This is a genomic window from Catenovulum sediminis (assembly GCF_007289895.1).
Classification (GTDB): domain Bacteria; phylum Pseudomonadota; class Gammaproteobacteria; order Enterobacterales; family Alteromonadaceae; genus Catenovulum; species Catenovulum sediminis.
Genome location: NZ_CP041660.1, coordinates 3,196,571 through 3,209,262 on the forward strand (window position 1 = coordinate 3,196,571; position 12,692 = coordinate 3,209,262).

The 12,692-nt window shown below is 38.8% G+C and carries 11 protein-coding genes; 8 read left to right on the top strand and 3 right to left on the bottom strand.

From position 1 onward, the window contains the following. Positions 1-4 precede the first annotated feature (4 nt). Complete coding sequence (locus FNT16_RS13655) at positions 5-940, bottom strand: AEC family transporter (RefSeq protein WP_143872091.1); 936 nt, start codon at positions 938-940, stop codon at positions 5-7. 230 nt (positions 941-1,170) lie between these two features. Here FNT16_RS13655 and FNT16_RS13660 point away from each other — a divergent pair, with 230 nt between their 5' ends. The 3 genes from FNT16_RS13660 to FNT16_RS13670 are packed head-to-tail and all read left to right on the top strand — an operon-like array spanning position 1,171 to position 4,190. Further along, entirely contained in the window at positions 1,171-3,033 is a 1,863-nt protein-coding gene (locus FNT16_RS13660) for a cation:proton antiporter (RefSeq protein ID WP_143872092.1), read from the top strand. Position 3,034: 1 nt separating this feature from the next. After that, positions 3,035-3,745: a dihydromonapterin reductase gene (gene folM / locus FNT16_RS13665; protein WP_143872093.1), complete on the top strand. Its 711-nt coding sequence runs from the start codon at positions 3,035-3,037 to the stop codon at positions 3,743-3,745. A 31-nt stretch (positions 3,746-3,776) separates the two neighbouring features. Beyond that, positions 3,777-4,190: a hypothetical protein gene (locus FNT16_RS13670; protein ID WP_143872094.1), complete on the top strand. Its 414-nt coding sequence runs from the start codon at positions 3,777-3,779 to the stop codon at positions 4,188-4,190. Positions 4,191-4,224: 34 nt separating this feature from the next. Here the strand turns inward: FNT16_RS13670 and FNT16_RS13675 are convergent, their stop codons facing one another. Continuing rightward, entirely contained in the window at positions 4,225-5,874 is a 1,650-nt protein-coding gene (locus FNT16_RS13675) for a tetratricopeptide repeat-containing response regulator (RefSeq protein WP_143872095.1), read from the bottom strand. A gap of 320 nt (positions 5,875-6,194) precedes the next feature. Here FNT16_RS13675 and tal point away from each other — a divergent pair, with 320 nt between their 5' ends. Then, positions 6,195-7,148: a transaldolase gene (gene tal / locus FNT16_RS13680; RefSeq protein ID WP_143872096.1), complete on the top strand. Its 954-nt coding sequence runs from the start codon at positions 6,195-6,197 to the stop codon at positions 7,146-7,148. Positions 7,149-7,247: 99 nt separating this feature from the next. Then, entirely contained in the window at positions 7,248-8,891 is a 1,644-nt protein-coding gene (pgi, locus tag FNT16_RS13685) for a glucose-6-phosphate isomerase (protein WP_143872097.1), read from the top strand. Between the two features lie 67 nt (positions 8,892-8,958). Here pgi and FNT16_RS13690 read toward each other — a convergent pair whose 3' ends face one another. Further along, a complete protein-coding gene (locus FNT16_RS13690) occupies positions 8,959-9,930 on the bottom strand; it encodes an integron integrase (protein ID WP_143872098.1) in 972 nt (323 codons plus the stop codon). A gap of 243 nt (positions 9,931-10,173) precedes the next feature. Between FNT16_RS13690 and FNT16_RS13695 the strand changes: the two genes are divergently transcribed. The 3 genes from FNT16_RS13695 to FNT16_RS13705 all read left to right on the top strand — a co-directional run bounded on the left by FNT16_RS13695 (position 10,174) and on the right by FNT16_RS13705 (position 12,611). After that, entirely contained in the window at positions 10,174-11,541 is a 1,368-nt protein-coding gene (locus FNT16_RS13695) for a hypothetical protein (RefSeq protein WP_143872099.1), read from the top strand. 54 nt (positions 11,542-11,595) lie between these two features. Continuing rightward, positions 11,596-12,081 carry a hypothetical protein gene (locus FNT16_RS13700; protein ID WP_143872100.1) on the top strand — a complete coding sequence of 162 codons (486 nt, stop codon included), beginning with the start codon at positions 11,596-11,598 and terminating at the stop codon, positions 12,079-12,081. A 146-nt stretch (positions 12,082-12,227) separates the two neighbouring features. Beyond that, the gene (locus tag FNT16_RS13705) at positions 12,228-12,611 is read left to right on the top strand and encodes a hypothetical protein (protein WP_246072228.1); all 384 of its coding nucleotides are present in this window, start codon (positions 12,228-12,230) and stop codon (positions 12,609-12,611) included. Positions 12,612-12,692 lie beyond the last annotated feature (81 nt).

Here is a 12,692-nt window from a genome sequence, read left to right on the forward strand (position 1 = left end):
TATATTAAATGTATTTATAATAACTCAATAACACTAATCCGAAGGTGATAGTGAAAGGACTGAGGGCAGTTGAAAGCGTTATAATTTCAGCGGCTAGATTACCGTGTGGCGTCATCTGTTTACTCATAATGTAGGCAGCCGCAGCCGTTGGGGTAGCCATCATTAAAAATAATATGCCTAATGATTCAGAGTCAAAGCCCAATTGTATTGCAACAATTACTGCTAATCCCGGTAAAACCAGCAGTTTTAAAGCGGTTGCAAAGGCAGCCTGTTGGTGGTTTGCTTTAAAGCTGTGCCAATCTAAACTGGCCCCGATACATATTAAAGCCAGCGGCAAAGTGAGCTGCGCCACATAACCGAGAGAAGACTCCATCACCACAGGAATAGAAAGCCCTAATTGTGACCAAAAGCCACCAAGTAAAATAGCGATGATAAGTGGGTTTTTAGCTAAGTTTTTAAAAATACCCGAAATACCAGACTTAGAGTCACTCAATATTAAAACAGCTATTAAATTATACAACACAGTTAAAAAAGCTAAATAAACTGCCGCTTTAGCAATAATCTGTTCACCAAAAGCATTTACGCACAAAGCTAAACCGATAATGCCCATATTGCCGCGAAAAGCGCACTGGGTAAAAACGCCGACTTTTGATTTTTCAATAGTGATATATGCGAGCAACCAGACACAAACAACCGATACAATTGTGGCAATTGCACCAAAACCGATCAAAGACAAATTAAAATTTTCACCAATCGGACCAGAAGCCGTACTTAAAAATAATAAACAGGGTAGGGCAATGTTAAAAACCAGTTTATTACCAATGCTGACAAAATGTGCATCAACCAATTTAATTCGTTTAAAAAACATACCTGCTAATAAAATAATTAAAACAGGTCCAGAAACATCAACGGCGGCTTGAAGGTGGCTTAACAACGACAATATAGATCACCAAATAGAGTAAGTATTAGCTTAAATTTAATGGTATTTTTAAGGTTTGCAAATTCATTCATTAAATTGCGGTTATAATGTGGTTTTCGCGTATAAGACAATTTAGCATTTGTACCAAATAAATTAAGATACTGGTATAAAAACTGCTAATTCATTTATTATTTTGTTATGTGATCTACGACTAATCACATGTATTTTGATTTAAATTCCAAGGATTTAATTTGAGTGATCCAATTATCCCATTAGTTGCTGTTGGTTTGATTTCGATAGCCTGTCAATTTTTTGCATATCAAGTAAAACTACCTGCAATTTTGCCATTGTTGATAGCGGGTATTATTGTTGGCCCCCTAATCGGTTTTATTGATGCCGATCAGATGTTTGGCGATTTGCTGTTCCCGATTGTTTCTTTATCAGTGGCTATCATCTTATTTGAAGGCGCTTTAACGCTTAAATTTAAAGACCTCAAAGGGCATGGTTCCGTCGTTCGAAATTTATGTACGGTTGGTGCTTTGGCAACCTGTTTAATTGCTACCTTTATCTCCCATTTAATATTGGACATATCGTTAGAGATGGCCTTTTTATTTGGTGCCATTGTCACAGTAACGGGCCCTACCGTTATTGTGCCCATGCTCAGAACAGTAAGGCCCAGTGCGAAGATAGCCAATATACTGCGTTGGGAAGGTATAGTGATTGATCCCATCGGTGCACTTTTAGCTGTACTGGTTTTTGAATATATGGTGTCCGCACATGACGCGATAAACCATACCCTTAAAGCTTTTGCTCTAACGATAACGGTAGGCGCGGTATTTGGCGCGGTTGCAGGCTATTTGTTGGGGTTAATCTTAAGAAATAAACTAATTCCGCACTATTTAGTGAACACCGCTGTTTTAACCCTGATGCTGGGCGTATTTCAAGGATCGAACATGATAGCGCATGAATCTGGTTTATTAGCAGTGACCATTATGGGAGCGTGGTTAGCTAATATGAAATATGTAGAAGTTGATAGCATATTAGAGTTTAAAGAAACGCTCAGTGTGTTATTAATTTCCGGCCTGTTTATATTGCTCGCATCGAGAATTGAATTGGCTTCGGTGCTTAATTTGGGGTGGAAGGCAATCTTAGTTTTACTGGGGATTATGTTTATTGCTAGGCCGATCTCAGTCATGCTTTCTTCGGTAGGGGCAGGGCTGAAATGGCAGGAAATCGCACTATTAAGTTGGATAGCACCGCGCGGTATTGTCGCCGCTGCGGTGTCGGCATTATTTGCTTTAAAGCTTGAAAATTTAGGTTATGAAGAAGCCGTCATTCTGGTACCCATGGTATTTTCTGTAATTATTTTTACCGTGGTTGTACAAAGTTTAACTGCCGTTAGAATAGCCAGAATGCTCAACTTAAGAGCACCAAAACCGAATGGTTATTTAATATTTGGAAGTGGCGTATTTGCACGCTTATTTGCCAAAGAACTCATCAAACAGGATGTTGCAGTGAGTATTGCAGATACCAACTGGGATGCAATAAGCCGAGCAAGAATGGATGGTATCCCCACTTATTTTGGTAACCCGATGTCTGAACATGCATACCGGACATTGGACATTTCAAGATATGGTGGGGTTTTATTGTTGTCACCCTATACACAACTCAATTCGCTATTGGCTTATCATTTTGAACATGAAATTGGTAAAGGGAGTGTATGGAGCTTAAGAACAATTGAATCACAAAAATTGGCGAGCCATCAGGTTTCTAACCCAAACAGACAAAAACGATGTTTATTTTCTGAAACCGTCGACTATGGCAGTTTAACAGAATACGTTTTTCAGGGAGGGGTTATTAAAACCACTAAACTATCAAAAGAATTTAGTTTTGATGATTACTGCAAAAAATATGACGGATATTTATTACCCCTTTGTGCGATTGAACCAAAAGGTAAGATTCATATGTATACCAATGTACCTTCATTTAAACCTAAAGCTGGTTGGAGAATAACCAGCTTAATAAAACCGGTGGAAGACGAAAAGGGTATTGAGGTTGTTGACGGGCAATTAACAGCAAAAACGCAGCAGATTGCAAATGTAAAAGGTGGGTAAAGTGTTAGAAAACGTTGTACTGATTACCGGAGCTGCACAGCGAGTGGGACTGGCAGCTGCAAAACAATTAGCTCAGTCTGATTACCCGGTCGTCATCACTTATCGTACATATAAAAGTGGCGTGGATGAGTTGAAAAAACTGGGCGTGACTTGTGTTCAAGCCGATTTTTCAACGACTGGCGGAATAGATGCTTTTAATGCTTGGGTTAAAAAACATGTAAGCAGTTTGCGGGCTGTTGTTCATAACGCCAGTGCTTGGCAAGCTGAAAATAAAAGCCAAATATCAGCAGATATTTTACGCAAAATGTACCAGATACATGTTGAAACCCCTTATTTAATTAATCTAACTTTAGAACCATTATTAAAAGCCGGTAATCAGCTTGCTGATATTATCCATATCACTGACTATACGGTTGAAAAGGGCAGTGATAAACATATCGCCTACTGCGCCAGTAAAGCAGCTTTAGATAATTTAACGTTGAGTTTTGCCAAACGTTTTGCGCCTGAAATTAAAGTAAATACAATCGCTCCTTCGTTAATTGTATTTAACCCAGAAGATGACCCAGAATACCGGGAAAAAACCCTCAAAAAATCTGCGTTGGGTGTTGAACCCGGCGAGCAGGAAGTGGTCAATGCAATCGAGTTTATCTTAAATAGCGGTTATATGACGGGGCGACAACTTAAATTAGATGGCGGTAGACATTTAATTTAAACATTAATCACTGAAGGTGCAAACGAGTATTATGAATATACAAACCACAGCTCAAAACCGGCTAAATGATGAATGGGTGGTGTTGCAAAAAGCTTATGATAAATACGAAGCCTTATCGCTTGGCATTAAAATATTTTCAATAGCGCTCGCAGCGTATCAATTTTCTGCAAATGCGACACTGACGCTTTCAATTGTATTACTTGCGGTCTGCTGGTTGCAGGATGCGATATGGAAAACTTTTCAAGCCAGAATAGACGCGCGTTTAATCTGGTTAGAAGTAGCGATTAAGGGCGGCGAAGTGGCAGGTGGTTTTGAGTTTAATTTACAATGGTCTAAAAACCGGCCATCAACAGTAGGGCTCATTAAGCAGTACATCAAATCTGCGCTTAAGCCTACTGTAATGTTTCCATACATCGTTTTAATACTGGCTTTTATTTTTGTTTAAGCAAACAAATGCTGAGTTAGTGCTAAGTTAAAAATTATGCTACATCTTTAGCGTTTAATAACGTCATCAACTCTTCTTTGATGGCGTGATAGCGGCGCATATTGTTTTCGGATAAATCAGACTGCTCAATAATATTAACGCAATTTTGGCACATGGATTTCATCTCTTTAGGGCTTCTGCCCTGAGTTAAAAATGTACCGACTTTAGTGATGGATTGCACTAAGTTGAGCGCTAAACTTGCGTTGTTGGGCATGTATTGGTAGGCCTCAACAAAACATTCGACAGACTGCGGATATTGCGCTTTTTGGTAGAGCGCTAAACCTTCATTATTAAGCTCGCGTATGCGCTCGCGCAGTTCTTCATGACTGGCTTTTTCTTTGTTAATTAAAACCTGTAAAGTGGCAGAAATTAGATCGTCATTTTCTGATATCTCGTCTAAAGTCGCCATAATTTCGTCACTGCGTGACAAATTACCGGTAGAAAAATAAGCCTTGGCTTTATCTAGCCTGTCATCGGCCGAATCGTATGGTGAATCGTGTTTTTCACTTTCTTCTAAATTCACTCTGGCATCTTGCATGTTGCCTTTTAAAACCTGTACGCGCGCCTTAATAACGAGTTCTTGCGCTTTGACAGTGTCAGAGTAAAATCGCTTATCAATATCTTTTAATAAATCAGTACATTTGGTTATTTGTTTGGCGACTTCTAATTTATTTGAATCGTCACATAAATCCAATAAACAACGGGCAAAATTCAGATAATTTTCAGGTGTATCAAATACCGAAAAACGGCTGTTTTTAAGAATTCGAGAATAAGCTCTGACAGCCTCCTCAGTCTCGCCGTTGGCAATTGCCAAATTGGCAATTGCGCGCTGCCTAAATAAGTTTCTAGGGGAGATTTTTCCGGCTTCCATCAACATTTCAAATGCCGTGACCGTGTCTTCCCTTTCTATATTAAGCCTGCCCAACCAGTCATAAGCTTCAAGACGCGTATCGTCTCTGTCTAATAATTCGAAAAATAACGACTCAGCCTCCGTTAAATCGCCCCCCTTTAAAGTTGCAATAGCTTTGCCCAACAAAGCCCAGCTTGATTCTCGTTTGTTTAACACATTATTGTACAGTTTTAATGCTTTTTCAGGGTTATGTTGTTTGATCAACAACTCACCCTTCATGCGCAAAGCAAGTAAGGCATTTGCCGAATCATTTTTGATTATTTCATTACATTCTTGGATGGCGACATTGGTATCATTTTCACTGATAGATTCGTAAACTTTATTTAATGTCACTTTTTTGGCAAGCGCTCTGGAAAAACGCATTTCTAGGCCTTTGTAAGTAAAAGGCTTTAATAAAAAATCATCCGGTAGTAATTCAACTAACCCATGTACGTAAGGTCTGCGGTTTTCAGCAGAAATAATAAAAAAGCAACAATGCGGGGCGAGTAGTTTTTTGTATTTTAGCTCTTCAAATAATTGATAACCGTCTTTACCGTCACCTAAATTGAAATCAACGAGGATAAAGTCGAATCGCGTATCTGTCGCTTTTTGTAACGCCTGATTACCGTTGGCGGCAGAAACAATGGTGACAAAACCGATTTTTTGCAGCATGCCTTTTACAGCCGAGCGAATGGGTTCGCAATCATCTACAACCATGACTTTTTTCTTAGCGTAAAAACTACTGCGAAACACCATATCTAACCACCAATGCCTATCAAGCCTATGTAAAGGTTAACATAAGTTTAACTTTTGTGTAATTTTGCACTCGTAAAAAGAGGACAACATGGTATTGAAATTAGCACAAAAAACGCAATATGTGTATAGAGCCCGTTCAATTCCATATAGCCATCATATTTTTGATGAATGGTGAACGAGCTTACAGAATAATGGATGAATAGTGGTAAATCTGTATAATACTACTTAAAAATATTAGTTTAGCTAGAGCTTTGATTTAAGCTTTAGTATTATTTTTAAAAAATTTGTTAGACCCATTGAAAACTATAGGATAGCGATACATGACTACTAAGCTGGAAAACCTACGTAAATTAACCACAGTTGTTGCCGACACAGGCGACATTGAAGCAATCAAAAAATTTAAGCCTCAAGATGCAACAACTAACCCAAGCCTTTTATTAAAAGCAGCTCAGATCCCAGAATACGAAAAGTATATTGCTGATGCAATCGAATGGGCAAAAGCGCAATCAAATGATGCTGATCAGCAAATTATTGATGCGGGTGACAAATTATCTGTAAACATTGGTTTAGAAATTTTAAAAAGTGTTCCTGGTCGTATTTCAACTGAAGTTGATGCACGTTTGTCGTTTGACAAAGAAGGCTCATTAGCTAAAGCGCGTAAATTAATTAAATTATACAATGACGCTGGTATTTCTAATGACCGAGTATTGATTAAACTAGCTTCAACTTGGGAAGGTATCCAAGCGGCTGAAATTCTTGAACAAGAAGGCATCAACTGTAACCTTACATTATTGTTCTCATTTGCTCAGGCGCGTGCGTGTGCTGAAGCGGGCGTTTACTTAATCTCTCCATTTGTTGGCCGTATCTTAGACTGGTACAAAAAAGCGGAAGGCAAAGACAGCTATGCACCGTCTGAAGATCCGGGTGTTGTATCTGTTACAAACATTTACAACTACTACAAAGAGCACGGTTATGAAACAGTTGTTATGGGTGCAAGTTTCCGTAACACAGATGAAATCATCGAATTAGCAGGTTGTGACCGTTTAACAATTGGTCCTGCATTGTTAGAAGAGTTAGAAGCAGTAGAGGGCGATTTAGAAGTTAAATTGTCTTATAACGGCGAAACTAAAGAGCGCCCAGCTCGTTTAACTGAAGAGCAATTCCGTTGGGAGCACAACCAAGATCCAATGGCTAACGAAAAGTTAGCTGAAGGTATTCGTAACTTTGCCGTTGACCAAAACAAATTGGAAGACATGTTACGCGCTAAACTGTAATTTAAATTACAGCATTAGCTAAAACAAGGCGGTTTATACCGCCTTGTTTGTTCATAACCACAGACCTGGCATACACCTATACAAGTTAAGAATAATATTATGGCTTTATTTACAGAATTAAAAAGTTACCAAGCTTTGCAAGCGCATTTTGAACAAGTAAAAAATGTACATATGCGTGATTTATTCGCTCAAGATGCTGATCGTTTCAACAAATTTTCAGCGAAAGCATGTGGCATCGAGCTAGACTACTCAAAAAACCGTATCACCGACGAAACAAAATCTCTATTACTCGATTTAGCTCGTGAAGCTAAAGTTGAAGAAAAGCGTGATGGCATGTTTAATGGCGCGCGCATCAATACTTCAGAAGATCGTGCGGTATTACATACCGCATTACGTAACAAATCAGATAAAGAAGTGCTGGTTGACGGAAAAGACGTGATGCCAGAAGTGCGCGCTACACTGGCAAAAATGAAAACCTTTGTTGAAGAAGTACACAATGGCGTGCGCAAAGGTTACACCGGCAAAAAATTTACAGATGTTTTGGCAATTGGTATTGGTGGCTCATTTTTAGGCCCTAAAATTATGACCGAAGCACTTAAACCTTATAAAGTTGAAGGTTTAAATGTGCACTTTGTCGCAAACGTTGATGGTGCGCATATTCATGATGTGTTAGCTAAATTGCCGATTGAAACAACATTGGTACTAATGTCGTCTAAGTCATTTGGTACACAAGAAACATTAAAAAACACACTAACCACCAAAGAGTGGTTTTTGAACAACGGCGGTACATTTGAAGATATCGCAAAGCACTTTATGTGTGTTTCTTCTAACATCAAAGCTGCGACCGAGTTTGGTATGGACGAAGACAACATCTTTCCAATGTGGGATTGGGTTGGTGGTCGATACTCTTTATGGTCTGCTATTGGTTTGCCAATCGCGTTAGCGCTTGGGTTTGATAATTTTGAAGAGTTATTAAACGGTGCATATGACATGGACCAACACTTTTTAAATGCACCGCTAGAAGAAAATTTACCTGCATTATTAGGTGTGTTAGGGGTTTGGTACATCAACTTTTTTGGTGCGCAAAGCCATGTTTTATTACCATACGACCACTACTTACGTGGATTCCCAGCATACGTGCAACAGCTAGACATGGAATCTAACGGTAAATCAGCTACTCCAACCGGCGACTACTTAGATTATGCAACAGGCCCGGTAATTTGGGGCGGTGAGGGCACAAATGGCCAACATGCGTTCCACCAATTAATACACCAAGGCACTGTATTGATTCCGGCTGATTTTATTATGCCATTACACTCACAGCATGAAATGACAAACCATCATGCAATGTTAGCGTCTAACTGTTTTGGTCAAACTCAAGCATTAATGCAAGGTAAAACAGTAGAACAAGTTAAAGCAGAATTTGCTGGCAAAGGTTTAACCGACGCTGAAATCGAAAAGGTAGCACCACAAAAAGTATTTGAAGGTAACAAACCAAGTAATACGATTTTAATGGACAAACTAACACCCAGAGCATTAGGCCAATTAATTGCTATGTACGAACATAAAGTATTTGTACAAGGCATTATTTGGGGAATTAACTCATTTGACCAATGGGGCGTTGAATTAGGTAAAGTGTTGGGTAACGATGTTTTAGCTAAGTTAGAAGACAGCTCAATTGAGTTAAATGGTGACAGCTCAACTAACGCATTGATAGAGCGTTTTCGTAACCGTAACGCTTAATTGTTAAATTTGGCTGCGGCTAAATTTAGTGCTGAAAAGGTCGCGCAAGCGACCTTTTTTATAAATATTAAAACAATTTGCTTAATGGGCTAACAACGCCGTTTGCACCTTGCTGCAATACATGGGTGTATATTTGGGTTGTTTTAACATCAGAATGACCTAATTGTGATTGTACTGTGCGAATATCCGCGCCATTTTGCAATAAATGAGTAGCGAAAGAATGTCTAAACGTATGTGGTGTTATCGGCTTAGTTAATCCAGCAGCGCGCACTGCTTTTTTTACTTCTTTTCGAATGCAAGTATGATGAAAATGGTGCCTCCTAATTTCACCGGTTTCGGGATCTGCACTCAATTGATGTGACGGGAACAGATACTGCCAAGCTAGTGATTTATTCGCAGACGGGTATTTTTTAGCTAGCGCGTGTGGCATCCATACGCCCGAAAATTGCTCGTTCTTTAAATCTAGCTGTAAATATTCGTCAACTTGTAAAATTTGATTCCTAAGCATGGGAATTAGCTCAATAGCCAGCGTAACAATCCTATGCTTGTTGCCTTTGCCATTCCATATTCTGATGCACTTATAATCAAAATCGATGTCTTGCACACGCAGTTGGATCGCTTCCATAACTCGTAGTCCGCTGCCGTACATTAAACCTGCTATTAAATAATATCGCTTGTTTAGGTGCTTCATAACTTGAGTCACCTCATTGGGCGTCATTACTATAGGTAACTTTGATTGTTTATTGCTACGCGCAAAATTTAAATTGTGCGACAATTCTTTTTTAATAATATGTTTATATAAAAACGATAATGAATTTAAAGCAGTTGCTTGAGTTCTTGGTGCGACATTTGCCTTTAAGGCGAGATGTTCTAAATATTGTTCAACCTCAGTATCACCCATAGACGCTGGGTGGCGCTTGCCATGAAAGTGAATATAAGACGTTATCCATTTTAAGTAGGTTTCAATCGTTCTTAGCGAGTATTGACGTAAAAACATGTACTCGGCAATACTATTTAAAAATGGTGATCTAGTTTTCATAAAATCTCCTTCCTTGGGTATGTTTATTTATACAGTATAGCGCTCTTTCTCCTATATTCAAGAAAATGCGCGATTTGCGCATTTTTCTGCTTAGACTATTTTTATGTTTCAAAATAAATAATATATGTGGCAAAGTATTAGCTAATTTGCTAAAAATACAAAAAGTATAAATATGCGCGCAATTTTGGCAGAAAAATGCGCAAATCGCGCACTATTAAATTGTTATACCTTTAAGGAGAAGAAGTGAGTACCAGAGTATTTTCACTTGAGAATCACAAAGCCAAGATCTATGACAGACGATCTCGTAAATACTTTGATGAGGTATATAAGAGTTATGCAAATGGTTGCCTTAGATCTGCGACAGTTATGCTCTGGTCTGTTGTTGTATGTGACCTCATATTTAAGTTGCAAGAATTAAGAGACCTATATGATGACAAAACAGCTGAAAAAATTCTCGCTGAAGTAGAAGAGTTGCAAAATAGTGACCCATATTCGCCCAAATGGGAAAAAGAATTAGTCAAAATGGTATTTGAGAGAACTCAATTATTGGACACGAGTTCTTATCATAAGTTATCCGTAATTCAGGACCATAGACATCTATCTGCGCACCCGGTAATTAGTGACGAAGATACACTCTTCGAGCCAACTGATGAGATGGTTAAAAGCGACATTAGGAATAGCATTGAAACACTATTGTCTAAACCACCTTATTTGACACAAAAAATCGTAGGCACGATCCTATCTGATTTAGAAAAAACTAAAAATATGATGCCAAATGATTCGGCGCTTTCTAAATATCTTGATGCAAAATATTTAGGATCTCTTAATGTCGAGGTTATGATAAAAGTATTCAGAGGGTTGTGGAAGTTCTGTTTTAGGCTGGAAGATGATAAGGCGAATGAAAATAGGGAAATTAACACTAGAGCCTTGGCTTTAATCTACAAGAAGGAGAAGCCACAAATTCAGGAAGCAATTAAGGCGGAAACTGCTTACTACTCTCACATCTCCAGCCAAACCGATATTATTGAAAATTTAATTTCGTTTATTTCATTGGAAAAGCCTATTTATGATGCGTTAAATGATGCGGCTAAAGAATTGATCAATCCTGTTCTGACTGAGGACTTGACCAATTTCGCTACTGCATTTTTTATCTCTGACAATCCGGGGTCACATATCGAAAAAATATCAAGCCATGTTAGAGAAAACTTATATAGGAAATACGGTGAAGCAGGTTCATATATAAAGAAAGAGCAATTAAAAACCATCAGAGACATATCTGATCAACTTGGATTAGATGATAAATACCGAAAACTTTGTATCGCCTGTTTCATCAATAGTTCGGACTTTGAACGAGCAGATATGTATTACGATAGGTTTATCGATCCCAACTTGAATAGTTTTACTAAGGAGGAGCTTCTCACGCTTTTGGAGGGGAGCAACAAAAACAACCAAGTGTATTGGCGGAATAGGTCTCGAATAGGAAATGATAGTGTGAAGATGTTACAAGCCGCCAAAGCTAAATTTGATCCTGGACATGACTTTAGTGTCTATGGGAACTTGCCTATTGATAGAATTGACGAAGACATTGAGCCTGTCGAAGGAGAGGTATAACAAAGCATTGCACCGGACAAGCCGGTGAATGCGGCGTTATGAGATGCACGCATCATGAGTAAGGTGGCAATAATCATTTTGATGTTCATTTCTTCTCTTGTTCGTGCAGGAGATACCAACCCATGCAATGAGAGAGTCATCAAAATCTACACTGACTATCATGATGATCTAAAAGCTGGGCGCGAAACAGCTGTACACTGGGATATCAAAGGTTTCGTTTCAATAATGAAAGAAAACGACATTCCTAGTCATGAGCATGCAGAAAGAGTTACGGAGTACATTCAAAATTATGATGCGCTTCAAATAGGTGTAGAAGAGCTAGTAGCAGTATGGTCCCAGTGTTCAGCACAAAGCATTCGGGGAATAATAGAGATAGTCCCGCCAAATCAAGAGATAACAGGCAGGTATATAGCTCTCAGTATTTCTTCAAAGGGAAAGATTCGAAACATCTCCTTTGAAGAAACTGTTTCGGGCTTTGGAATCCATCTTAAAAACTTGAGCCCATTGCCAAGTGGGCAAGACCTCATAACAAGGCAATGAACATGGACTTGGGCAAAGCGTCATCTTTTTTGCTAAAAGGCGCAAAAAAACCGCCCCTTCTCCCAAGCCAGTTATCGCGGCGTTAGGTGCCAATGAAGATCGTATTACTAACTTTGCTTCTGCTTTTTTCATTTAGAGTCTCTGCTGTGGAACCTTGTGAACCAGTCCCAGAGGGCAAGCAAAGACGAGATGGTGTTTGTTCATATGAAGATGCTGCATTTAGAGCTCGTCAGGTTTTTAGCTACATATTATCTTTAAAAAAATACTGTGATAACGCAACCCAAGAAGAAATAAATGAGTGGTACTTAAGTAACAAACAGCTCATCGATAAAGCAGTTATCATCAGCAAGCAACCATTAAAAGAAATAGTAAAAAATACAGACGCGGCATTATGGCAATCTGAGAGTAGCATCAGAGTTAAAGAGTCTTGCTCATATGCTAAACGTAAAATACATAATACATCACCTTCGCTATTTGGTGGTCGAGTAGGTGAGTATTTGGATTCTTACGCACCTAACAAAGCAAATTAAAAAGTACGGACAAAAAACAGTTGGCTTTGTTCGTGCCTCTCAAATTATAGCCAACTATTTTTTGCCGTTTATTTGCGGCGT